General features: G+C 74.2%; 19 protein-coding genes and 1 pseudogene. 4 read left to right on the top strand and 16 right to left on the bottom strand.

Annotation, left to right across the window (positions count from 1 at the left end; genetic code table 11):
* The first annotated feature begins 73 nt into the window (after positions 1-73).
* Positions 74-976: an SGNH/GDSL hydrolase family protein gene (locus tag IE313_RS23435; protein ID WP_189935465.1), complete on the top strand. Its 903-nt coding sequence runs from the start codon at positions 74-76 to the stop codon at positions 974-976.
* A 30-nt stretch (positions 977-1,006) separates the two neighbouring features.
* The gene (locus IE313_RS23430; protein ID WP_189935462.1) at positions 1,007-1,990 is read left to right on the top strand and encodes an aldose epimerase family protein; all 984 of its coding nucleotides are present in this window, start codon (positions 1,007-1,009) and stop codon (positions 1,988-1,990) included.
* A 171-nt stretch (positions 1,991-2,161) separates the two neighbouring features.
* Here the strand turns inward: IE313_RS23430 and IE313_RS23425 are convergent, their stop codons facing one another.
* On the bottom strand, positions 2,162-4,777 hold the full coding sequence (locus tag IE313_RS23425; RefSeq protein ID WP_189935460.1) for a beta-glucosidase: 2,616 nt from the start codon (positions 4,775-4,777) through the stop codon (positions 2,162-2,164).
* 248 nt (positions 4,778-5,025) lie between these two features.
* Here IE313_RS23425 and IE313_RS23420 point away from each other — a divergent pair, with 248 nt between their 5' ends.
* On the top strand, positions 5,026-5,631 hold the full coding sequence (locus IE313_RS23420; RefSeq protein ID WP_189935458.1) for a TetR/AcrR family transcriptional regulator: 606 nt from the start codon (positions 5,026-5,028) through the stop codon (positions 5,629-5,631).
* A 268-nt stretch (positions 5,632-5,899) separates the two neighbouring features.
* Here the strand turns inward: IE313_RS23420 and IE313_RS23415 are convergent, their stop codons facing one another.
* The 4 genes and pseudogenes from IE313_RS23415 to IE313_RS36450 form a co-directional block, all read right to left on the bottom strand.
* Entirely contained in the window at positions 5,900-6,715 is an 816-nt protein-coding gene (locus tag IE313_RS23415) for an NAD(P)-dependent oxidoreductase (protein ID WP_189935456.1), read from the bottom strand.
* Positions 6,716-6,807: 92 nt separating this feature from the next.
* Positions 6,808-9,122, bottom strand: a pseudogene (locus IE313_RS23410) (arylsulfatase); the annotation flags it as partial.
* A gap of 191 nt (positions 9,123-9,313) precedes the next feature.
* The gene (locus IE313_RS23405) at positions 9,314-9,643 is read right to left on the bottom strand and encodes an ABC transporter ATP-binding protein (RefSeq protein ID WP_189935453.1); all 330 of its coding nucleotides are present in this window, start codon (positions 9,641-9,643) and stop codon (positions 9,314-9,316) included.
* A gap of 328 nt (positions 9,644-9,971) precedes the next feature.
* Entirely contained in the window at positions 9,972-10,043 is a 72-nt protein-coding gene (locus IE313_RS36450; RefSeq protein WP_351768172.1) for a putative leader peptide, read from the bottom strand.
* 1,050 nt (positions 10,044-11,093) lie between these two features.
* Here IE313_RS36450 and IE313_RS23400 point away from each other — a divergent pair.
* Positions 11,094-12,077, top strand: coding sequence for a TauD/TfdA dioxygenase family protein (locus IE313_RS23400; RefSeq protein ID WP_189935451.1), 984 nt, complete (start codon positions 11,094-11,096; stop codon positions 12,075-12,077).
* Between the two features lie 451 nt (positions 12,078-12,528).
* On the opposite strand, the gene IE313_RS23395 is transcribed toward IE313_RS23400, so the two are convergent.
* From IE313_RS23395 to IE313_RS23345, 11 genes are all read right to left on the bottom strand, one after another.
* On the bottom strand, positions 12,529-13,770 hold the full coding sequence (locus tag IE313_RS23395) for an NAD(P)/FAD-dependent oxidoreductase (RefSeq protein WP_189935449.1): 1,242 nt from the start codon (positions 13,768-13,770) through the stop codon (positions 12,529-12,531).
* A complete protein-coding gene (locus IE313_RS23390) occupies positions 13,767-13,964 on the bottom strand; it encodes a ferredoxin (protein WP_189935447.1) in 198 nt (65 codons plus the stop codon). Before IE313_RS23390 ends, IE313_RS23395 begins: the two co-directional genes overlap by 4 nt.
* A 125-nt stretch (positions 13,965-14,089) precedes the next feature.
* Entirely contained in the window at positions 14,090-14,875 is a 786-nt protein-coding gene (gene hcaB / locus IE313_RS23385; RefSeq protein ID WP_189935445.1) for a 3-(cis-5,6-dihydroxycyclohexa-1,3-dien-1-yl)propanoate dehydrogenase, read from the bottom strand.
* The gene (locus tag IE313_RS23380) at positions 14,872-15,177 is read right to left on the bottom strand and encodes a hypothetical protein (RefSeq protein WP_189935443.1); all 306 of its coding nucleotides are present in this window, start codon (positions 15,175-15,177) and stop codon (positions 14,872-14,874) included. Before IE313_RS23380 ends, hcaB begins: the two co-directional genes overlap by 4 nt.
* On the bottom strand, positions 15,174-15,812 hold the full coding sequence (locus IE313_RS23375) for a 3-phenylpropionate/cinnamic acid dioxygenase subunit beta (protein ID WP_189935441.1): 639 nt from the start codon (positions 15,810-15,812) through the stop codon (positions 15,174-15,176). Before IE313_RS23375 ends, IE313_RS23380 begins: the two co-directional genes overlap by 4 nt.
* Entirely contained in the window at positions 15,809-17,218 is a 1,410-nt protein-coding gene (locus IE313_RS23370; protein ID WP_189935439.1) for a Rieske 2Fe-2S domain-containing protein, read from the bottom strand. Before IE313_RS23370 ends, IE313_RS23375 begins: the two co-directional genes overlap by 4 nt.
* 329 nt (positions 17,219-17,547) lie before the next feature.
* Positions 17,548-18,330, bottom strand: coding sequence for an ABC transporter ATP-binding protein (locus IE313_RS23365; RefSeq protein WP_229924877.1), 783 nt, complete (start codon positions 18,328-18,330; stop codon positions 17,548-17,550).
* A complete protein-coding gene (locus IE313_RS23360; RefSeq protein ID WP_189935437.1) occupies positions 18,327-19,097 on the bottom strand; it encodes an ABC transporter ATP-binding protein in 771 nt (256 codons plus the stop codon). The genes IE313_RS23365 and IE313_RS23360 overlap by 4 nt, the downstream gene beginning before the upstream one ends.
* The gene (locus tag IE313_RS23355; protein WP_189935435.1) at positions 19,094-20,116 is read right to left on the bottom strand and encodes a branched-chain amino acid ABC transporter permease; all 1,023 of its coding nucleotides are present in this window, start codon (positions 20,114-20,116) and stop codon (positions 19,094-19,096) included. The genes IE313_RS23360 and IE313_RS23355 overlap by 4 nt, the downstream gene beginning before the upstream one ends.
* The gene (locus tag IE313_RS23350; protein ID WP_189935433.1) at positions 20,113-20,991 is read right to left on the bottom strand and encodes a branched-chain amino acid ABC transporter permease; all 879 of its coding nucleotides are present in this window, start codon (positions 20,989-20,991) and stop codon (positions 20,113-20,115) included. Before IE313_RS23350 ends, IE313_RS23355 begins: the two co-directional genes overlap by 4 nt.
* A 6-nt stretch (positions 20,992-20,997) precedes the next feature.
* Positions 20,998-22,281, bottom strand: coding sequence for an ABC transporter substrate-binding protein (locus IE313_RS23345; RefSeq protein WP_189935431.1), 1,284 nt, complete (start codon positions 22,279-22,281; stop codon positions 20,998-21,000).
* Positions 22,282-22,385 lie beyond the last annotated feature (104 nt).

The raw sequence follows: 22,385 nt of genomic DNA, 5'->3' as shown, positions 1-22,385 counted from the left end.
CGCGGCGCGGCGCGCGGCGCGCCGCAGGTCCGGCGGACGGGCCGGCCACACCACACAGGAGGACGTCACGGGGATGCGCAGAAGTAGCCACCGCCCGGCCGCCGCCGTCGCCGTGGCGGCGGTGCTGGGTGCCACGACGCTCACCGGCTGCGACGCGGTCGGCGGCGCCACCGGTACCCGCGGTACCGCGGCGCCCGGCAACGCGGCGCCCGGGCCCGCCGTGCTCTGGGACCGCAGCCCCGGGTCGCTGGCGGCGGTGGGCGACTCCATAACGCGTGGCTTCGACGCGTGCTCGGCGCTCGCCGACTGCCCCCGGGTGTCCTGGGCGACCGGCTCCGACCCGGCGGTGCGCAGCCTCGCGGTGCGGCTGCTCGGCAGGCGGGGAGCCGCCGGGCACAGTTGGAACTACGCCGTGTCGGGCGCCCGCATGGCGGACCTGCCCGGCCAGATGAGACGGGCCGCGGCGCGCCGCCCGGAGCTGGTGACGGTGCTGGCCGGGGCCAACGACGCCTGCCGGAGGTCCACCGCCGCCATGACGCCGGTGGACGACTTCCGCGCGGACTTCGAGAAGGCCCTGCGGACGCTGCGCGCCAAGCTGCCCAGGACGCAGGTCTACGTGGCCAGCGTGCCCAACCTGAAGCGGCTGTGGTCCCAGGGCCGCTCCAACCCGCTGGGCAAGCAGGTCTGGAAGCTCGGCATCTGCCCGTCGATGCTCGCCGACGCCGACGCCGTGGACACCGGGGCCACCAAACGGCGCGCCAAGGTGCAGGCGCGGGTGGTGGCGTACAACAAAGCGCTGAAGGAGGTCTGCGCCAAAGACCTGCGGTGCCGGTACGACGGCGGGGCGGTCTTCGACTACCGCTTCACCACCGCGCAGTTGAGCCACTGGGACTGGTTCCATCCCAGCCGGGACGGCCAGAGCCGGCTGGCGGAGATCGCCTACCGCGGTGTGACCGCGAAGGGGGCGGTCTCCTGATCCACGGCGTTTCCGCGTAGGGTCTCGATCATGGGTACTGAACCTTTCGGCGCGCTGCCCGACGGCACGCCCGTGCACCGCTGGACCCTTGAGCGGGCCGGGGTGCGGGTGCGCGTCCTCACCTACGGCGGCATCGTGCAGTCGGTGCGCACCCCGGACCGCGAGGGCCACGGCGCCGAGGTGGCGCTCGGTTTCGACGACCTCGACGGCTACCTGGAGCACACCTCGCCGTACTTCGGCGCGCTGGTGGGACGGTTCGCGAACCGGATCGGGCAGGCCCGGTTCCCCCTCGACGAGCGGATCTACCACCTGCCCGCGAACGAGGGCCCGAACCTCCTGCACGGCGGTGACGGCGGCTTCGACAAGCGGGTCTGGGACGCCGCCCCGGTGCCGCACGGGGTGCGTCTGACCCGGGTCAGCCCGCACGGCGAGGAGGGCTTCCCCGGCCGCCTGGAGGTCTCGGTGACCTACGCACTCGACGAGGCGGGCGCCCTGGCCATCGACTACTCGGCGGTGACCGACGCCCCCACCGTCGTCAACCTGACCAACCACGCCTACTGGAACCTGAGCGGCGCCGACTCCGGCACCGCGACCGGCCACGAGCTGCGGATCGCCGCGTCCCGGATCACCGCCCTGGCCGCCGGGAAGATCCCCACGGGCGAGCTGGCCCCGGTCGACGGCACCCGTTTCGACTTCCGCGAGCCCCGCAAGACGGGCCCGGGCCACGACCAGAACTACGCGCTGGACAAGGGCGTCACCAGCGTCGCCGAGCCCGTGGCGGAGCTGTACGATCCCGCGTCCGGACGGGTGCTGACGGTGGCGACGACCGAACCGGGGCTCCAGCTCTACACCGGCGACTACATCGACCACGGCCCCTACGGCCCCTGCGCCGGCACGGCCCTGGAGACCCAGCACTTCCCCGACGCGCCCAACCGCCCCGAGTTCCCGAGCACGGTGCTGCGGCCCGGTGCGGTGTTCACCTCGCGCACGGTCTACGGGTTCTCCGCGCGCTAGCCGCGGGCCGCCCGGCCGCCGGGCGCGGCCCGACGGGCGCCGGTGGCCGGTTGCGGTTGCGGTTGCGGTGGCCGGTTGCAGGGCCGACCCCGGGTGGCGGGGGCGGGGTGCGGGGTGCGGGGCAGGCAACGGCCTCGGGCGCCCTTCCCGGGCCCGGCCCCGGGTGGCGGCTCAGAGTTCCAGGACGGTGGTGACCCTGAGGTCGGCGACGGAACGGCCCGCCTGGACGGTGTACGCGCCCTTCATCGCGGCCCAGCCGCCGCTCGGCTCGTCCCAGGTCTCGAAGGCGCGGGGGTGCAGTTCGACGGCCACCTCGACGCTGCGGCCGGGGGCGGCCTCGACCCCGGCGAAGCCGGCCAGCACCCGGGCGGGACGCTCCGCCTCGCCCTCGCCCCGGTCGACCGGTCCCACGTAGACCTGCACGACCTCGCGCCCCGGACGCTGGCCGGTATTGCGCAGCCGGACGGTGGCCGTGGTGTCGGTGACGGCGATCGACTCGTAGGTCCAGTCCGTGTAGCCGAGGCCGTGCCCGAAGGGGTAGACCGGTGCACGGCCCGCCCGCTGCCAGGCGCGGTAGCCGACGAAGACGCCCTCCCGGTAGCGCAGGTCGCCGTCGACCGGGGTCACCTCGGTCACCGGGGCGTCCCGGAGCGCGCCCCAGGTGGTGGGCAGCCGGCCGCCCGGCTCCGCGGCGCCGAGCAGTACATCGGCGAGGGCCGCGCCGCCCTCCTGGCCGGGGAACCAGCTCAGCAGCACCGCGGCGACCTCCTCGCGCCACGGCAGCTCCACGGGGGAGCCGGCGTTGACCACCACGACGGTGTGCGGGTTGGCGGCGGCGACCGCGCGGACAAGGTCGTCCTGGCGGCCGGGGAGGGCGAGGTCGACCCGGTCGAAGCCCTCCGACTCGACACGTTCCGTGGTGGCCACCACCACCACGGCGGCATCGGCGGCCGCGGCCGCCTCGGTGGCCTCGGCGATCAGCTCGTCGGCGGGGCGCCGCGGCGGACGGTGCAGCAGTGAGAAGGTCACCCCGGGCAGCGGCGGCACGTAGCCCTTGTCGAGCGTGTTCAGCAGTGAGATCTCGACGGGCTCGCCCGCGGTGAGGGGGACGCTCGCGCGTTCCACCGGGGCCCCGAAGAGCGACTCGAACGGGTCCGAGGGCGCGCTCGACTCCTCGGCGCTCTCGTACACCATGGTGAGGGAGACACGGGCGTCCCCCAGGGGCACCCCGAACATCGAGTGGTCGTCCGGGGAACCGTCGGACCGCTGGACGCCTTCGTACACCACCCGGTCCCCGACTCTGAGTCTGAACGCGCCGACGCCGCGGGTGCCGAGCAGGTGGTCGCCGCTCTCGCGCGGGGTGAAGGTGCCGGTGATCTCGATGCTGTGCAGGGCCTCGGAGGTGACGCCGTCGGGCAGGCTGTCGCCGATCCACTGGAGCTTCCCGGTGGGCAGCGGGCATCCGCCGAGCACGGTGCCCCGCGCGTTGCGGCAGACGGCGCGCAGTTCGAAGCCCTGGTCGGCGGTGGACAGTTCCTCGGCGAGGTCGACGCCCAGGGACCAGCTCACCGCGCCGTCGGGCAGGGCCGCGGTGAAGCCGTCCAGCGGGGAGACGACGTGGTCGGGGAAGACGGTGGCCGAGCCGCCGCCCTGCGCCCTGGGGTCGCGTGCGGCGGCGCCGATCAGAGCGACCCTGCGCAGCCGGGCCGGATCCAGCGGCAGCGCCCGCCGGGCGGCACCCGGTTCGCTGCCCTCGCCTGGCGCGAGGGCGCCGGGCACGCAGGGGCCGGGCAGTAAGGCGTTGCGCAGCAGGACGAAACCGCGGCGCGCGGCCTCGCGGGCCAGCGCCCTGCCGTCGACATCGGGCGGCAGGTCCCCGGCCGGCACGGCCGGCACGGCGCCGGCCAGCACCCCGACCCTGGCGGCCAGCCGCAGCACGCGGCGCACCGCCCGGTCGACGGCGGCCTCCTCGACCTCGCCGGAGCGCACCGCGGCGGCCAGCGCCGCGCCGTAGACCGTCTCGGGACCGGGCATAGTGACGTCGAGCCCGCCCGCGAGGGCGCCGGCGGTGGAACGGGCGGCCGCCCAGTCGGAGACGTTGACGCCGTCGAAGCCCCACTCGCCGCGCAGCACGCCCTCCACCAGCTCGCGGTGCTCGCTCATCGTGGTGCCGTTGACCGCGTTGTAGGCGGTCATCAGGCCCCAGGGGCGCGCGGAGGCGACCACGGCCTCGAACGGGGCCAGGTAGACCTCGCGCAGGGTGCGGTCGGACAGGACGCCGTTGACCGTGAAGCGGTCGGTCTCGGCGTCGTTGGCGACGAAGTGCTTGACGACGGCGCCCACGCCGCCGGACTGCACGCCCTGCACATAGCCGGTGCCGATCACACCGGTGAGGTACGGGTCCTCGCTGTACGCCTCGAAGTGCCGGCCGCCGAGCGGTGTGCGCTGAAGGTTGAGCGTGGGGGCGAGCAGGAGGTGCACGCCCTTGCGGCGGGCCTCCTGGGCGAGCAGCCTGCCGACGCGGCGGGCCAGGTCCTGGTCCCAGGAGGCGGCGAGTGCGGTGGGCGAGGGCAGCGCGACCGACGGGTCGTCCGCGGTCAGACGCACGCCGCGGACACCGATCGGGCCGTCGGACAGCACCATCGAGCCGAGGCCGATCTCGGGGAGCGCGGGCATCGACCACATGTCCTGTCCCGCGAGCATCCGGGTCTTGCCGTCCAGATCGAGCCCGCCGAGCGCGGCTTCGACGACCGCCTCGCGCGCCTGGTCGGCCGCTGTCTGGGCCATGGCGGTGCCTCCTACTCGATCGCTCCCCCTGACGTGCGTACGCCGGCATCCGCGTCAGGCACTGTCGGTGTGGCGGTCCATCCTGCATGCGGCATCTGTAGATCGGTAGGTTTCGTTACCTTGATGTGACCATGTGCCCGTACGGTCGGCAGTCGGACGCCGGGGGGCGGCAGGGCGGGCGGCCACCGCCGCGAGTGGGTGGAGGAGGGGAGGGACCGGGACAGCACGGGAGAGGCGGGCATCGGAGCATGGTGGACAGGGCGAAGGGGCCGGGCAGGGGTGACGGGCGGCGTGCGGAGATCCTGCGGGCCGCCTACGAGGTGATCGCCGAGCGCGGCTACCGGGGCGCGACGCTGGGCGCCGTCGCCGAGCGTGCCGGCCTCACCCAGCAGGGCCTGCTGCACTACTTCCCCAGGAAGGAGGCGCTGCTGCTGGCCATGCTGGAGAAGCGCGACGAGTGGGACGCGGTGCCCGAGGGGCGGTGGCGGCTCGATCTGCTCGTGTCGCTGATCGAGTACAACACCATGCGCCCGGGCGTCGTGCAGGCGTTCTCCGCGCTGCTCGGCGAGAGCGTCACCGAGGAGCACCCGGCGCGCGCCTTCTTCACCCGGCGCTACACGCGGTTGCGCCAGAGCATGGCCGGGGTGCTGCGCGACGCGTACGGGGACGTGCTGCCCTGCGGGCTGACGCCGGAGCGTGCGGTACCGCTGCTGGTGGCGGTGATGGACGGCCTGGGATACCAGTGGCTGCTCGATCCGGCGGCGGTGGACATGCCCGCCGCGTTCACGGACTTCCTGTCGCTCCTGACCGGGCCGCCGGCCGAGACCGGACGGACGGCGTCCGGCAGGGCCTGAGAGGGACCGGGCCCGCCCGGAATTGACCGAATCGGCCCGCAGGTGACCGAGTCGGCCCGAGAGGACCAAGCCGGAGCCGGTACCGATGGGACGACCGGACCCGGTCGAACGGCCGGACCCGGTCGAACGGCCGGGACAGACGGAACGGCCGGGACAGACAGGCGGCCGGGACAGACCGAACGGCCGGGACAGACGGGCGGCCGGGACAGACGGGCGGCCGGGACAGGTGGGCGTGCGGGCCCGCCTGTCCCGGCCGCGGCGCCGGGGCTCAGGTGTCCTGGCGGCGGATGTGCGCAACGATGCGGGCGATGTCCTCGTGGGCCGTTTCGGGCCTTTGCGCGGCCGCGGCGTAGTGCTCCCGGATCGCGGCCATGACGGGCAGCGCCACGGCGTCGGTGGCGAGTTCGGTGTCCTTGCGCGCCAAGGCCATGTCGAAGTGCAGGCCCTCGGCGAAGGCCCGTGGCACGGCGCCGCCGAGTGCGCCCGACTCCAGCGTCCTGCGCACCGTCTCCTCCGGCAGGCCCAGCGCGTCCCCGAGCGCCAGCGCCTCGGCGACCAGTGCCACGCCGCCCAGCAGCGAGGCGTTGACCACCAGTTTCAGCGCGGCGGCCGAGCCGAGCGGTCCGGTGGGGGTGACGGTGCCGAAGTGGGCCAGCACCGTCTCGACGGACGCGGCGTCGCCGCCCGCCAGGATCCCGAGCTGTCCGGCCTCGGCCTTGTCGGTGCTGCCCATCACCGGCGCGTCCACCAGCGTCACGCCCTGCGGTACCCGTGCGGCAAGGTCCCGTACCGCCCGGGGGCCGATGGTGGACATCTCGGCCCAGCGGACGCCGGGGCGCAGCACGGGCAGAAGCTCCTCGGCGACGCCGTGCACGGCCGGCGCGTCGGCGAGCATGGTGATGACGACGTCGGCGTCGCGGACCGCGTCGGCGGGGGACGCGGCCGCCGTCGCGCCCCGTGCGGTGAACGGCTCCGTCCTGGCCGCGGTGCGGTTCCAGACCGTCAGCGGGTGGTCGGTGTCCAGGAGCTGACGGGCCATCGCGGCACCCATGTGCCCGAGCCCGAGGAATGCGATCTTGTCCATGGCCCCGACGCTAGGCCGGGCCCGGGACGGGAGCAAGCGCAGCCGCCGTCCCGGGCCCGGCGGCGCCCGCGGCGAAGCGTGCGCGGCCGCCCTCACTCGTACGCGGCGGCCGCACTGCGCAGTGCCGCGGCGACCGCGTCGGGCGAGTAGGGGCCGGGGGCGCCGGGGCGGTAGGTGACGGACGCCAGACGGCCGCTGTAGCGGAAGGTGCCGTGGCGTTCGTGCACCGGCCAGGACACCGGCGACTTGCGGTCCACGCCGACGCTGATGCCCTGCAGGGGCGCCATGCCGATGAGCTGGTGCACGCTGTCCGGCGCGGCGCGGCGTGCGCCGTCCACGTCGAGGGTGAAGCTCCAGCGCAGCCCCTCCTCGGCGGTCGCGGACAGCAGGACCTCGCGGGTGCCCGCGGTCAGTGGACCGGCGTCGGTGTCGTGCAGCGCGCCGTAGGCGTTGTAGGCGAAATGCAGGTGCCCGTCCTCGACGTAGAGGCTGTACCCGCCGCCCTGGTCCCCGTGCGAGACGAGGACTCCCGCGTCACCGTCGGCGTGGGACTCCAGGCGGACCGCGATCTCGAAGGAGCGGAACGAGATCAGCCGGGAGGAGCGGTAGCGCTCCAGCTCCGGTGTGCCGGGCAGCAGGGTGAGCGGGCGCAGGTAGCGCTCGTCGGCGGGGTGGCGCAGGGCGAGGGCGGCGCTGCCGTCGGGCAGCGGGAAGACCCCGTTGCGCCAGGCGGCCCGCTCCCACGCCGCGGCCAGCTCCCGTACGGTGCCGGGCCGCTCGGCGGCCAGGTCGTGGATCTCGGTGGGGTCGGTGCGGATGTCGTACAGGGCCCACTCGGAGTCGTCGTAGGGGGTGCCGGGGCGGTGCAGGGTGACGAGTTTGCAGCCCGCGCGGTAGTAGCTGCGGTTGCCGGCCGTCTCGCAGTACTGCTCGTGGTGGGTGGAGGCGGCACACGGGTCGGCGAGCACGGCGGCGAAGCTCGCCCCGTCCGTTTCTTGGACGGGGGTGCCGTGTCGCTCGGCGGGGCGCCGCAGGCCCGCGAGGTCGAGCAGGGTGGGCAGGATGTCGGTGACGTACTGGTACTGCGGCCGCACGCCCCGCGCCAGCCTGCCGTCCCGCACGCCCTTCGGCCAGGAGAGCACGAAGGGCACCCGCACGCCGCCCGCGTAGGTGTGCCCCTTGTAGAGCCGGAAGGGCGTGTTGGAGGCCATGCCCCAACCCCGCGGGTAGTGCACCAGGCTGCGCGGGCCGCCGATCAGCTCGGGGTCGCGGTCGACGTCCGGGTCCCAGTCGCCGGGCAGCCGCGGCTGGTGCACGAAGCGGCTGAAGTAGGAGCGGGTGCCCTCGGCACCGCCTTCGCCGGTGCCGCCGTTGTCGGAGGTGAACAGGATGATGGTGTTGTCCAGTTCACCGAGCGCGGAGAGGGTGGCGGTCAGGCGGCCCAGGTTCCGGTCGACGGTGTCGACCATCGCCGCGTAGACCTCCATGTAGCGGGCGTACAGCCGCTGCTGCTCGGGCTTCAGCGCGTCCCAGGCGGGCACGTCGTGGCCGGCCTCGCTGTTGCGCTCGGGCAGTTCGGTGCCGGGCGGGAACAGTCCGGCGGCGAGCTGGGCGGCGAAGCGCCGCTCGCGCAGCGCGTCCCAGCCGTCGTCGTAGCGGCCGCTGTGCCGTTCGATGTCCTCGGCTCTGGCCTGGAGCGGGCCGTGCACGGCGTTGTGCGACAGGTACAGGAAGAAGGGCTTGTCCGGTCGTGGGCGCGCAGCGACGTGACCATGGAGATGGCCTGGTCGGTGAGGTCGTCGGTGTGGTAATAGCCCTCGGGGAAGGATTCGACGTCCAGTGGCGTGTTGTCGCGGACGAGTTGGTGCGGGTGGAAGAGGCTGGTGAGGCCCTCCAGGACGCCGTAGTAGCGGTCGAAGCCCTTCTGCAGCGGCCAGTTGGCGAGGTCGTCGGCGGCGTTGGACGCGGAGTCCCGCACCAGGTGCCACTTGCCGACCGCGTAGGTGGCGTAGCCGGTGTCGTGCAGCAGCTCGGCGAGGGTGGGGACGTCGTCGGCCACCTCCATGCCGTATCCGGGGAAGCCCGGGTCGGAGTTGGCGACCGAGGCGTAGCCGACGCGGTGCGGGTTGAGGCCGGTGAGCAGGGCTGCGCGGGCCGGTGAGCACAGCGGCATGGTGTGGTAGTTGGACAGCCGTACGCCGTCCGCGGCCAGTGCGTCCAGGACCGGCGTGGGGATCTCGGAGCCGAACGGGCCGATGTCGCTGTAGCCCATGTCGTCGGTGAGCACGACGACGACGTTGGGCGCGCCGGCCGGCGCGGTGTGCCGGGGCGGCCAGGCGGGCGCGGACGCGGCGAAGGTGCGTCCGACGCGGCCCGCGAAGCCGTCGTACGGGTCGCGCCGGGCGGCCCCGGGGACGACGGGCCCGGCTCCGGGTCCGCCGGGTCCTGCTCCCGGTCCGCCGGGTCCTGCTCCCGGTCCGCCGGGGCGGGACCCGGATCGTGCGGGTTCTGGCGTGTCGGACGCGGTGTTGCCGGACGCGGTGTTGCCAGACGCGGAGTTGCCGGACGCGGCATTGCCGGACGCGGCATTGCTGGGGGTCATGCGACTGCCTCCCTCGGAGTCGTCCGTGCGGGTGGGGCGCTGAGGGGCCGTGGGGCGTGCGGGTCCGGGTCGGGTGCGGCGGTGAGCAGGGACCTGGTGCAGGGGGCCCGTGGACGTGCGCGGATGTCGTCGGCGGTCCCGGTCTCTCCGGCGCGCCCGTCCCGCAGCACCGCGATGCGGTGGCCGACCTGCCGCACCACGGCGAGGTCGCGGGCGGTGAGGACCAGTGCGAGGCCCAGGTGGCGCTGGAGGCCGGTGGGCAGGCCCGCGATCTGCGCCTGCACGCACACGTCGGGGGCGGACACCGGCTCGCCGCGGATCAGCACGGGCGGTTCGGGGCCAGGGCGCGGGCGATGCCGATGCGCCGACCGCCGGCCGCCGGCCGCCGGAGAAGGAGACCGGCCGGCCGCCGGCGGCGGACTCGTCCGGACCGACCTGCCGCATCGGATAGTCGGATAGGAGGGGGGCGCTGTGCGCGGGGGGCGTGCGGCGCCCGAGGAACGTGCGGCGGGCGACACGGGCGCCGGGTGCCGCTCAGGCGCCGGAGGCTTCGCGGTGTCCGTGGTGAGGGCTCAGCCGGACGAGGTCAGCGGCGCCCGGGAGCGGGACCGGGGCGGGCGCGGCCGCCCGGGCGGCGGCTGCCGCGGCGGGGCGTCAGATGCGGACGGCACAGACCGCGCTGGCCTGTCGGCAGAGGTCGACATGCCTGCGGGAGATGAGGCGCACATCCGGATTCACGCGAGCAATATGACAGCGCCCGGGGAACCGGTCAACCACGCACCGCCCCCGACGAGCGGTCTCATCCGGCCCCGGTGCGGGGTCGGCACGGCCGCGGCACGGCCGCGCCCAGGGCCTCCGCGCCCTTGGGGGGATCCCTGAACAACCGGCTCAGGACGACCGTGGGCGCGGTGCCCAGGGGTCGCCTCGGGGCCGGTATACGGACCGACGATGCGTTCCGGTTCTTCGCACGCGTGCGACCGGTGGACCGCCGTGCCGGGGATCTCCTCCGGGTACGCCGACTCACGGACGCCGGACAGCTCGGTGGTCACCACCAGGTCGGGTCGAGGACGTCGGGCAACAGCCCGGTGGCCCGGCCGAACGCGCCGCCCGTCCGTCACTCGGACGCCGCGGGCGCGACTGTTGCCGCGGTGTGAAATCGTGCCGTCAGGCGCGCACCCGCACCGGTGCCCGCTTCCGACCGCCGGACGCACCGCGGCGGGTGCGCGGAAAGAGCAGGCCAGGGCCGCCGGGGCGGCTGCCTTACGATGGCCGGCCGGCCGGAGTGCAGGCGCCGGCTCAACCACTCGCGTACGGTCCGCGCCGAGGCCGCCCGTCCTTGACGCACCGGTGGCCGGCTGCGACGCTCCGGTCCATGTCCGCGATGACCGTTCCGACTCCGCGGCACCGCCACGCTGCCGGGCCCCGCCCGGCGGGGGCGTGTACCGGCGGGCGCCCGGCCGTGCTCCGCCGCCGCTGAGCCGCGCGCCCCTCCCGGCGCCCCTCGCGTTCCCCGGTCCGCGTCCCGCCCGCCCGCCCGCAGCGTCCTGTTCGCCTCCCGCGTCCCGCCCTCCGTCGTGTGCACCGCGTCCCTCGCGTCCCGCCGGCTCCTCGCGCCAGCCCGCGCACCCTGGGGCCGCCGCCCACCGTGCCTCCGCCGCTCCCGCGCCCGCCCCGCCCCACGCCTTGCGGCCGGGCCCCGCCCCGCGCGGGGCCGCGGTCCGCCGGGTCCCGATTGCTTCCGCTCCCGGGCAGACCAACTCCGGAAGGACACCGCCCATGACCTCCGCCCCTCCCACCGACGCCCCCTTCCCCGCCGGGCCCGCCGGCCCCGCCGGCCTCACCGTGCAGAAGGTCGGCGGCCGACTCGGCGCCGTGATCTCCGGTGTGCGGCTCGGCGGCGACCTCGCCCCCGAGACCGTGGCCGCCGTCCGGGCCGCGCTGCTCACGCACAAGGTCGTCTTCTTCCACGGCCAGCAGCACCTGGACGAGGAGAGCCACGAGGCGTTCGGACGGCTGCTCGGCTCACCGGTCGCGCACCCCACGGTCCCGTCCGGCGACGGCCGTTACGCCCTGCGCATCGACTCTGACTACGGCGGCCGTGCCAACCAGTGGCACACCGACGTCACCTTCGTGCCCGCCTACCCCGCCTTCTCCATCCTGCGGGCACTGGTCGTCCCGCCGTACGGGGGCAACACGATCTGGGCCAACACGGCCACCGCGTACAGCGCCCTGCCCGCGCCGCTGCGCACCCTCGCCGAGAGCCTGCGCGCCGAGCACTCCAACGACTACGACTACGCGGCGCTGCGCCCCGACGCGCTGCCGGAGCAGTTGGAGCACTACCGCGAGGTGTTCACCTCGACGAAGTTCCGCACCGAGCACCCGGTCGTCCGGGTGCACCCGGAGACCGGTGAACGGGTGCTGCTGCTCGGCAACTTCGTACAGCGGATCGTCGGTCTCACCGGCCGTGACTCAAGGGCGCTCCTGGAACTCTTCCAGCGGTACGTCGAGAGCCCGGAGAACACCGTCCGCTGGCAGTGGCAGGTGGGCGACGTGGCGATCTGGGACAACCGCGCCACCCAGCACTACGGCGTGGACGACTCCGACGACCACGCACGCAGGCTGCGCCGGGTGACCGTCGACGGCGACGTGCCGGTCGGTGTGGACGGCCGGGCCTCGGTGCTGCTTGCGCCGAAGGCCGTGCCCGAGCCTCCGTTCGGCGCCCCGTCCGGCGCCTCGACCGCGGCGCCGGCGGCCGCGTGAGCACTGCCGCCCCGCCCCCGGCGCGGCCGGTGCCCGGCCAGGCCCCCGAACGTCCTCGTGGTCCTCACCGGCCGGCAGCACCGGAACACCACGGCACGAGCGGCAGTCCGGCGGCGGCCCGGTCCGGCATCCGCCGGGCACCACCCGCCTGATGCCGACCCCGTCGGCGGCGGCCGGGATCGCGGTGCCGGACGGGGTGCGGGGGGGGCCTTACTGCCGCTGCTCGTCGGCGGCACGGACGAGGTGCGGCCGCCGGGCGTCCTGGTGCGGATCAGCGGGGACCAGGTGGGCCGTGCGGTGCGCGGCGTCCGGTCCGGGTACCGGCCGCGGGAGCACCGTGGGCGGTGGCCGGCTCCCTCGGGACAGGCTCCCTGGGGACCGGCTCCCGCGGGTTCGGCGGGACAGCTCCCGCGGGGGGTTCGGCTCCCGCGGGGGACCGGCTCCCGCGGGTTCAGCGGGTGGCTCCTGGTCTTCCCGCGGCCCGCGCCGCGAGCCGGTCGACGCGGTCCAGGGCGGTGTCGAACGGGGCCTGCCCGGCCAGGAGGCGGCGGCACTCGACGAGCGCGCGCGGCCAGTTGACGGTGACCGCCGCGCACAGCCGCCCGCTGTCGTCGCCGTACAGCGCCCCGCCGCGTGCCGTGCCGCCGGACAACCGCCCGACGACGGTGTGGCGGGTGGCGTCCGCTGGTGTGCCGGCGATCTGGATCTTCCAGTCGTACTGGTCGCTCCACACGTACGGAACGGGCGCGTAGGGCTGCGGGTGCTCGGGGCGGGTGATGTTGCGGGCCACCAGGGCCGCCTGGTCGACGGCGTTGGTCCAGTGCTCGACACGCACCCGGGTGCCGTGTCCCGGGTGGTACCAGCGGGCGACGTCGCCGGCCGCGTACACGTCCCCGGTCCCGACGGCTCGGCAGAACTCGTCGCAGACCACACCGTCGTCCAGCAGGAGTCCCGAACCGGCCAGCCAGCGGTCGTTCGGTACCGCGCCGATGCCGACCACGACGGTTGCGGCGGGCAGCACGGTTTTGTCGGTGAGCGCGACGCGGAGCCGGCCGGATTCCCCGGTCACGGCTTCGACGCCGGTGCCGAAGCGGGTGGCGACGCCGTGCCGCTCGTGCAGGGCGGTGAAGTGGGCGCCGACCTCCGGGCCGAGCAGCCGGCCCATCGGCACCGGCAGCGGGTCGACGACGGTGACCGCGCAGCCGAGGCCGCGTGCGGTGGCCGCGACCTCGGCCCCGACGAAGCCGCCGCCGACCACCACCACGGGACCGCCGCGCAGCAGGTCGGCGCGGAGCGCGGCACTGTCGGCCAGGGTGCGGACCACGTGCAGGCCGGACCGTACCGGCCAGGGGGACGGGCGGGCGGCGGCGCCCGTGGCTATCACACAGGTGTCGTAGGCCAGTTCGGCGCCGTCGGCCAGGCGCAGCCGCCGGGCGGCCACGTCCAGGCACCGTGCCGCGCTGCCGAGGCGCAGTTCGATGCGGGCGAGGTGGGCCTCCTGCGCGGTCAGCAGGGTGACCTCGTGGGCCTGCCGGGCACCGGACAGGAACTGCTTGGACAACGGCGGCTTGTCGTACGGCGGCCCCGGCTCGGCGCCGACGAGGACCACCCGGCCGTCGTAGCCCTCGGTGCGCAGCGCCTGCGCGGTGCGCACACCGGCCACCGAGGATCCGACGACGACGGTGGTGCTCATGCGTCCTCGATGGTGAGCGCCGAGACCGGGCAGCTCCGCGCGGCCTCCTGGAGCCTCGGCAGGTCCTCGGCACCGATGCGCTCCTTGAGCAGGACGACGGTGCCGTCGTCGTCGATGTCGTAGGCGTCGGGTGCCCCGGCGACGCAGTTCGCGTATCCCTGGCATGCGCCGAAGTCCGCCTTGAGGACGGGCATGGTCCGGCTCCTTTCGCGTCGTGCACGCGTGTCGTGTGCGGGCACCGGCGGTGCGGTGCGCGCGGTGCGGGGGGGGTGCGGTACGGGGTGGTGCAGTGCGGGGTGGTGCAGTGCGGGGTGGCGGGTCAGGCCTTGACGCCGATGCCGCCGTCGGAGTGCAGGGCCGTGCCGGTGATGCCGCGGGAGCGGTCGGAGGCGAGGAACACATAGCTCCAGGCGTGGTCGGCGCCGGAGAGCGCCACCCGCAGCGGGACCCGGCCGGCCAGTTCCTCGGCCCGGCCCGGAGTGCTCCCGAGGCTGCGCTCGTCCATGCCGAGGCTGCCCAGGCCCCGCAGGTCGGTGCCCAGGGTTCCGCCGGGTGCCACGCCGTTGACCCTGATGTCGGGGGCGAGTTCGTGGGCGAGGGTGGTGACCAGGCCCCGTACGGCGAACTTGGACGAGACGTACAGCACCCCGCCCCGGCCGGGGAAGTAGCCTGAGGTGGACTCGGTGAGGACGATCGAGCCGCGGGACGCGCGCAGGGCGGGCAGGGCCGCCTTCACCGTGTGCAGGTGGCTCTTGACGTTCACCGCGAACATCTCGTCGAACGCCTGGTCGAGGAGGTCCGCGTCCAGTTCCCCGATGCCGCGGTAGAAGTCGAAGACGCCGACGCAGTCGACGAGGACGTCGAGTCCGCCGAAGGCGTCGACGGCCCGTGCCACCGCTTCGTCGTTGGCGGCTCGGGTGGTGGCGTCTCCGCAGGTCACCGGGGTGTCCGGGACGGCCTCGCGGAGGGCGTCGCACTTGAGCGGGTCGCGTTCGAGGACGGCCACGCGCGCGCCCTCCTGCCGGAAGGCGTCGACGACCGCGCGGCCGATGCCGGATCCCGCGCCCACCACGAGCGCCCTCTTCCCGTCCAGCCAGTCGCTCATGCGTCGTCCTCCAGGAGCGGTCCGAAGGGGTGGCCGACCATCGCCGAGAAGGTGGCCGTGTTCTGCCAGGTCAGTGCCTCCAGCTCCAGCGGGCAGAGCGCCACCCACTGGCCGGAGCGGGTGGACTCGATGAGCAGCCGCGAGCCGTTGCGGGTCTCCACCCGGCTGACCCGGACCTCGGAGAACTCGTTGCCGACGGTGAGCGGTTCGCCGCTGGTGCGGGCCGCCAGGGCGTCGCGCCGCGCCGCGGCGCCGCGGGCGGCGCGCGCGTCCTCCTCCTCTCCCTCCCAGCGCAGGTTCACAGGAAGACCGCCAGGTTCTGCATACGGATCACCGAGTCGTCGACGAGGATGGTGCGGCGCGCGAGCCGCCAGCCTTCCGCGTCCCTGCGCAGCAGGTCCTCGCGGCCCGCGGAGACCTGCGCGGCCTCGCGGACGTCCCCGCGGCTGCGGTACAGCAGCACACCGGACTCGACGACGATGTGGTCGGGGTCGTCGGTGGCGAAGGTGCGCACATTGGTCAGATGGTGGCGCAGCCTGGACGGCGGGTCCTCCGTCCAGGCGTGCTCGGTCAGGAAGCGGGCCACGCGGCGGCTGAGCGAGTACTTGTCCTCGTCGAAGTGGGCCATGCCGGGCGCGGTGTCGAAGCCGGCGCCGAGGGCGGTGGTCACCCGCACCGGCATCACGTAGTGGATGTCGTCGGTGAGCAGGGTGAGCCACTCCTCGTACTCCTGGGCGTCCAGCAGGTAGGCCTCGTCCACCAGCCACCGGTGGGCCGTCAGGTGCCGCTCGTCGCCGAACGGGAGCGTGCGCCCGGTGCGCCGGGTGCGGGGCGCGCCGGCGCCGAGGACGGCGCGGGAGGAGTGGGTGTCGCCCGGGGTGGTGCCGGGGCGGTAGGCCGGTGTCGGTGCAGGTGCCGGTGTCTTCGGGATGGTCATGCTCCGTTCACCACCGTGTTCGGGTCGCGGGACGGCTCGGGCACCGGGCCGCCGACGTGTGTCGCGGTCGCCGAGCGGGCCGGGGCGGCGAGATGGTCGGCCCACTCGTTCAGCATGGCCCGCTGGTTGTACTCGCCGTAGCCGGTACGGGCGGTGCCGGGGCCCGCGAACTGCTCGGGCGTGAGGGCGGGCACCACCTCCGTGTCGTCGGCGAGGATGCCCATCCGGCTGTTCAGCCGCAGCCTGCGGGCCATGGAGCCGGCGGCGGTGTTGGTGAGCGAGACCCAGTTCTCGACGTCGTCCTGCTCGAACATGCCGGTCGAGCCGAAGCACATCAGGTAGGCCTTGTACGAGAGCTTCTTGAACTCCTCCGGCGCCTCGGCGTCCACCGCGAACCAGGACAGCACCTCGGTCTCGTCCCTGCCGACCGGCTGCCACTGGCGCAGGGAGATGAACGGCAGCACGGCCTCGCTGTCCGCGACGCGCGGCCAGTTGTGCACGAGGCTGAGGTTCGGGAAGGCGGAGGCCGCGGAGATCATGAAGCCGTCCTGGCCGACCACCCTCAACTGCTCGGCGGACCAGGACCGCTTCATCCGCTCGATCATCTCGTCGGGGTAGCCGACGTAGCGCAGCCGCTCCTCCAGCGAGCCGGGCGGCAGCTTGTACGTGGTGCCGCCGCCGCGGCCCGCCCAGTAGGTGCAGCCGTCCTTGCGCTTCTCCGCCTTCGGCTCGCGGAACAGCCCGATCTCGACGACGCTGGTGTGCGTCTGGGGCGTGTGGTACATGTCGCCGGCGAAGTTCTCGGCGCCGATCTTCCAGTTCGCCTTCACGCGCCAGCGCTGCGGGCCGCGCAGTTCGATGCCGCTCGGGCTCTGCCTGGTGTAGTAGTCCAGGTAGAAGGTGAAGTCGCCGAGGTAGTCGCGCAACGCGGGCGCCTCGGGGTCCATGCTGACGAAGACGAGGCCGTTGTAGCTGTCCAGCCTGGGCGCGGGCAGCAGCCGCTGGCCCTTGCGCCGGAAGCCGGCCTCGCCGCCGTACGCGTCCTGGTGGAAGGGCAGGCCGACGATCCGGCCGTCGTTGCGGTACGACCAGCCGTGGTAGGGGCAGCGGAAGTGCGAGGCGTTGCCCATCTCCGCGCGGCACACCTGCATGCCGCGGTGCAGGCACATGTTGAAGTGGGCGTGCACGCTGCCCTGCTCGTCCCGGGCGACGATGAAGGAGTCGTCGAGGACGCGCCGGACGACGTAGTCGCCGGGCTGGGGGATCTCCGACTCGTGCGCCACGAACATCCAGGCGCGGCTGAAGAGGCGCTCCTTCTCCAGCTCGAAGATCTCCTGGTCGTTGTAGATGTGGGCGGGGATCATCCCGCGGCGCACGTCCTCGAAGACGTCGGCATGGTCGTCCATCGCGACCTTCCTCCCTGACCTGGGCCCAGTGCTGACTTTTTCTCCTGAGCAGATATGTCCTCTGTCAAGTAGAACAACGATCCCGGATGGCGTCAACTGCCCTCTTCCATGGCCGATCAGCTAACCCCCAAGGCGGTCCAAGACATGCAAAAGGGACGCAGGATGCCCGCGCAGAAGCGCGGGACCTGCGCAGGCGGCCACGGCGCGCCCGCGGTCGCGCACCCGGCCGGGCCCGTGCGAGTCGCCGCCGCACGGGCCGGCCCCGTGCGGGTCGCCGCCGGGCGGCCGGTCCGGTGGCGGGGGGCGGCTGCCCGCGCGCCCGCGTCTCGTCAGATGCGCAGCTCCCGCAGCCCTTCGGGCAGCACGCGCGCGGGGGACGGCGCCGCGCCGTCGTCCGCACCGCCCACGCCGAGGTAGTGCCGGCTCACGTCGTCGTCGGCGAGCAGGTCGGCGGCCGGTGCGCGGTGGGTGACGGTGCCGTTGGACAGGACGATGCCCTGGTCGGCGGTGCGCAGGGCGGCGGCCGCGTTCTGCTCCGCGAGCACGACCGCCGTCCCGGTGTCGGCCAGTTCCCTGACGACGTCCAGGATCTGGCCGACGTACGCGGGCGCGAGGCCGAGCGAGGGCTCGTCGAGGAGCAGCACGCGCGGCTCGCCCATCAGGGCCCTGCCGACCGCGACCATCTGCTGCTGGCCGCCCGAGAGCATGCCCGCCCGGCGCTCCGCGAAGTCCCGCAGCACCGGGAAGAGGCCGAAGACCCGCTCGAACCGCAGCCGGGCCGCAGCCCGGTCGCCGGGCGCGCGGTAGCACCCCATCTGGAGGTTCTCCCGCACCGTCAGGTCCGCGAACAACTGCCGGCCCTCCGGCACCAGGCTGAGCCCCCGGCGGGCCACGGCGTGGGCGCTCCGCCCGGTGATGTCCTCGCCGAACAGCCGGATCACCCCGCTCCGCACCGCGTCCAGTCCCGCCAGCGCCCGCAGCAGCGTCGACTTGCCCGCGCCGTTGGCCCCGATCAGCGCCAGCACCTGCCCCTCGGCGACCTCGCAGGTGACGTCGCGCAGGGCGCGGGTCGCGCCGTGGCGCACTTCGAGCCGCTCCGCCTGAAGGATCATGCCGTCGCTCCCAGGTATGCCTCGATGACGGCGGGGTCGCTGCGCACGTCCGCGGGCGTGCCGTCCGCGATGACCCGGCCCGCGTCCAGGACGAGGATCCGCTCGCCCACCTTCATCACGAGGTCGATGTTGTGCTCGATGAGGACGAGCGCCACGCCGGAGGTGTGCACCGCCCGCAGGACGTCGGCGAGTTCCGCGGTCTCGGTGTCGTCGAGACCGGCCGCGGGCTCGTCGAGGAGCAGCACGCGGGGGCCGCCGGCGAGTCCGCGGGCCACCTCCACCAGGCGCTGTGCGCCGGCGGGCAGATCGGCGGCGGGCCGGTCGGCGAAGGCGGTGAGGCCGAGGAAGTCCAGCAGCGCGGCGGCCCTGCCGCGCAGGGCGCGCGCCTCGCGTCGGGCGCGCGGCAGGCGCAGTCCGTCGCAGAGGAAGCCGGAGCGGGTGAAGTGGTGCGCGCCGAGCATCACGTTCTCGCGGACGGTGAGCAGGGGCACGAGCCGGGCCGACTGGAACGTCCTCATCAGGCCGCGGCCGGGCAGCCGGTGCGGCGGCAGGCCCGTGATGTCCCGGCCGTCCAGCAGGACCTCGCCCTCGTCGGGCCTGGTGAAGCCGGTGACCATGTCGAGCACGGTCGTCTTGCCTGCACCGTTCGGCCCGATGACGGCGCGGGCGCTGCCGGCCCGTACCGAGAAGCTGACGCCGCTGACCGCCTGCACGCCGCCGAAACTCCGGCTCAGCGATCTGACCTCCAGCAGGGGTGTGTCGCTCATGGTGTGCTCCTTCGCCGGGCCAGCGCCTTCGCCGTGCCCCACAGTCCGCGCGGGAAATAGGTCATGACCACGATCAGGACGATGCCGGCGACCAGCGGTTCCCAGCGCGAGAAGGTCTGCCCGGCCTGCGGCAGGCCCTGGAGGACCAGCGCGCCGAGCAGCGGCCCGACCAGGGTCCTCGACCCGCCGAGCGCCAGCATGATCACCACACTGAAGGCGACCGTGACGCCGATCACGTCCGGTGAGATGAATCGCAGGTAGAAGGTGTAGAGGCTGCCCGCCACCGAGGCGAAGACGGCCGAGGCGACGAAGGCCCGGGTCTTGTAGCGGGCGGTGTCGATGCCGAGCATGGCGGCCGCCGGGGTGTCCGCGGCCACGGCGCTCAGGGCCCGGCCGGTACCGCCGCGCTGGATGCCGGCGACGAACCAGGCCCCCGCGGCGCAGACCACCAGCAGGACGTAGTAGTTGGCGCGGTCCGAGAACACGGTCCAGCCGCCCAGTTGCAGGCTCGGCACGGCGACGAGCCCCGAGGGCCCGCCGGTGAGGTCGCCGAGCCCGCTCGCCAGCGACTCGGTGATCACCGCGAGGCCCAGGGTGGCCAGCGCCAGGTAGTAGCCGCGCAGCCGCAGCAGCGTCGTGCCGAGACCGGCCGCCACCAGCGCGGACACCAGGGCCATCACGACGGTGGCGAGTGCGGTGGGCCAGTGCAGCCGCAACGTGAGCAGGCCCGCGCCGTAGCCGCCGAGGGCCATGAAGAGCGTCTGGCCGAGCGAGACCTGACCGGACAGGCCGGTGAGGAGGTCGAGGCCGAGCACGACGAGGAAGAAGACGCCGACGACCACCAGCAGCCCGACCCAGCCGGGCACCACGAAGGGCAGCACCGCCGCCACCGCGATCGCCGCGAGGGCCGCCACCGGTCCGCGCAGGCGGCCGGGGCCGTGCGCCGCGCGGTGCACGGCGCCCGCGCCGCCGCGCACGCTCTGGTCGGCCCCTCGGCCGGGGACACGGACGGTGCTCATCGGCGTACCTCGCTCACCTTTCCGAACATCCCGCTGGGCCGGAGCAGCAGCAGCGCGATCAGTGCGCCGATCGCCACCACCTCGGCCAGTTGGCTGCTGATGTAGCGGCTGAAGACGGCCTGGAGCAGGCCGAGGACGAGACCGCCGACGACGGCTCCCGCCTTGCTGCCGAGCCCGCCGGCGACCGCGGCGATGAAACCGGCCACCGCATACGGGGTGACCGTGCTGAACTGGAGGAAGGTCACCGGGATCACGGTCGTTCCGGCCAGGGCGGCCATCGCGCCGGAGAGGCTGAAGGCGATCAGCCGGATCCGGTCCGTGTCGACCCCGAGCAGTTCGGCCGCCTGCGGATTGCCGGCGGTGGCGCGCATCACCAGACCGAGCCGGGTGCGGTGCAGCAGCACCCACACGGTGGCGACGGACAGCGCGAGGACGCCCACGATCCAGATGTACTGGGAGTTGATGCGCACCCCTGCGGCGACGGCGGTGCCACCGGGCGGGAAGGGCCGCATGGTGTAGGGGAGGTTGCCCCAGACGAGCAGCAGAAAGCCGCCGATGGCCTGCAACAGCCCCACGGTGACCAGCAGCATCCGGTCCGGGGTGGCCCGCCGCGCACCGGGCAGCACCACGATCCGGTCGACCACCGCGAGGCCCGCCGCGAACATCACCACCACGATCGCGGCGACGGCCAGCGGAGCCCACCCGGTGTGCTGTTGCAAGGAGACCGCCGTCAGCGCGGCGAGGACCACGAAGCCGCCCTGGGCCAGGTTGATCACCCGGCTGATCGAGTACACGAGTGTCATGCCGAGCGCGATCAGGGCGTAGACGCAACCGTCCACCAGGCCCGAGACCACTATCTGAAGAGTGCCTGTCACCGTCCCCTACCTTCCCGCGTAGGTGAAGCCCTTGGCGGTCGCGCGCACCACGGCCACGTCGTCGGCGCCGAGGCCCCGGTGGTCGCTCGGGGCGAAGGAGTAGGTGCCGAGCACGCCCTGGTACGCGCTGGTCCTGCTCAGTTCCGTGACCGCCTCCTCCGGGTCGCCCTTTGCGCTGTGCAACGCCTGCGCGAAGAGGTGGACCGCGTCGTAGGCCACGCCGGGCCCGAAGTCGGGCTGCTCGCGGAACCGGTGCCGGTACGCGGTCTGGTAGGAGCGGACCAGGTCCGCCGCGTCCCCGCCGCCCGCCTGGTCGGCCCAGAAGTCCCGGGTGGCCGGGATGAGCAGGGTCTTGGGCGCGTACTCGGCGATGCGCTGCATGAAGGTGAAGGTGAGGTTGGCGTCCGTGGTGGCCACCGGCAGGGTGCTGCCGGACTGCGCGAGGCCCTTGAAGGCGACGCCGGCCGCCGCCCCGCTGGCCCACACGACCAGGGCCTGGGGGTGGCCCCCGCCCGCGACCTGGAGCTGGGGGGTGACGGAGATGGCGTTGGGGTCGTAGCCGGCGGCACCGGTCAGGCGCATGCCCGGCTCGTTGGCGACGGCCTCGTGCACCGCGCGGGCACCGTCGATGCCGCTGGCGTCGGTGGTGGTCAGCAGGCCGATCCGGGTGATGCCGCGGCGGTGCCAGTAGCCGACGAGGCGCTCGGCGAGCGCGCGGGTGTCGGCGCTCGACGACCAGGTGGTGGAGCCGGGCGCCGGGCGGATGCCGGGCGAGAGGCAGTAGTCGATGCGGTGGCCGCTGGTGGCCAGCGGTGCGACCGCGTTACAGGATCCGGCCACCGACGGGCCGATGATCGCGCCCACCTGCGCGAGCATCTTGCGGGCGGCGAGTACCGCCTGCGCCGGGTTGCTCTGGTCGTCCGCGGTGCGCAGGGTGAGCCGGTGGCCGTTCACACCGCCCGCGCGGTTGATCTGGTCCACCGCGAGCCGGGCGCCGCGCAGCTCCCCCACGCCGAGTTGGCTGGCGGTGCCGGTCTGGCTGGTGACGAGTCCGATGGTGTACGGATCCCCGCCGGCGGCGGACGCCTGGCCGCCGCAGCCGGTGCACAGCACACCGAGGGCGGTGACCGCGGCGGCGGCGAGGCCGCCCCGCCGAGCTGCCCGGGCGCCCCGGCGCCCGGCGGTTCCGGCACCCGGGTGCCCGGCGGTCCCGACGCCCGGCGGCCGGGCGGTGCGCGGCGCCCTCGGCGGCCGGAGCCCGAAGGCCGCGGCCAGACTCGGCCAGCCCATGAGATCAGCTCCCTTTTCTGCAATGAAGAAGGTTGCTCTGTCCTACAGTGAGGTTGGGATCCAGTCAATACATCGCGTCGTATGTACGTCCCCATATCCACCAC

Source organism: Streptomyces sulfonofaciens (genome assembly GCF_014656295.1).
Classification (GTDB): Bacteria; Actinomycetota; Actinomycetes; order Streptomycetales; family Streptomycetaceae; genus Streptomyces; species Streptomyces sulfonofaciens.
The sequence above is the reverse complement of the archived record's forward strand: the minus strand, read 5'-3'. Positions and strand labels throughout refer to the sequence as shown.

What these genes read in the sequence shown, in the direction of transcription:
- IE313_RS23435 (WP_189935465.1), top strand. Translation starts at nt 74, where the DNA reads ATGCGCAGAAGTAGCCACCGCCCGGCCGCCGCCGTCGCCGTGGCGGCG.
- IE313_RS23430 (WP_189935462.1), top strand. Translation starts at nt 1,007, where the DNA reads ATGGGTACTGAACCTTTCGGCGCGCTGCCCGACGGCACGCCCGTGCAC.
- IE313_RS23425 (WP_189935460.1), bottom strand. Translation starts at nt 4,777, where the DNA reads ATGGCCCAGACAGCGGCCGACCAGGCGCGCGAGGCGGTCGTCGAAGCC.
- IE313_RS23420 (WP_189935458.1), top strand. Translation starts at nt 5,026, where the DNA reads ATGGTGGACAGGGCGAAGGGGCCGGGCAGGGGTGACGGGCGGCGTGCG.
- IE313_RS23415 (WP_189935456.1), bottom strand. Translation starts at nt 6,715, where the DNA reads ATGGACAAGATCGCATTCCTCGGGCTCGGGCACATGGGTGCCGCGATG.
- IE313_RS23400 (WP_189935451.1), top strand. Translation starts at nt 11,094, where the DNA reads ATGACCTCCGCCCCTCCCACCGACGCCCCCTTCCCCGCCGGGCCCGCC.
- IE313_RS23395 (WP_189935449.1), bottom strand. Translation starts at nt 13,770, where the DNA reads ATGAGCACCACCGTCGTCGTCGGATCCTCGGTGGCCGGTGTGCGCACC.
- IE313_RS23390 (WP_189935447.1), bottom strand. Translation starts at nt 13,964, where the DNA reads ATGCCCGTCCTCAAGGCGGACTTCGGCGCATGCCAGGGATACGCGAAC.
- hcaB (WP_189935445.1), bottom strand. Translation starts at nt 14,875, where the DNA reads ATGAGCGACTGGCTGGACGGGAAGAGGGCGCTCGTGGTGGGCGCGGGA.
- IE313_RS23375 (WP_189935441.1), bottom strand. Translation starts at nt 15,812, where the DNA reads ATGACCATCCCGAAGACACCGGCACCTGCACCGACACCGGCCTACCGC.
- IE313_RS23370 (WP_189935439.1), bottom strand. Translation starts at nt 17,218, where the DNA reads ATGGACGACCATGCCGACGTCTTCGAGGACGTGCGCCGCGGGATGATC.
- IE313_RS23365 (WP_229924877.1), bottom strand. Translation starts at nt 18,330, where the DNA reads ATGATCCTTCAGGCGGAGCGGCTCGAAGTGCGCCACGGCGCGACCCGC.
- IE313_RS23360 (WP_189935437.1), bottom strand. Translation starts at nt 19,097, where the DNA reads ATGAGCGACACACCCCTGCTGGAGGTCAGATCGCTGAGCCGGAGTTTC.
- IE313_RS23355 (WP_189935435.1), bottom strand. Translation starts at nt 20,116, where the DNA reads ATGAGCACCGTCCGTGTCCCCGGCCGAGGGGCCGACCAGAGCGTGCGC.
- IE313_RS23345 (WP_189935431.1), bottom strand. Translation starts at nt 22,281, where the DNA reads ATGGGCTGGCCGAGTCTGGCCGCGGCCTTCGGGCTCCGGCCGCCGAGG.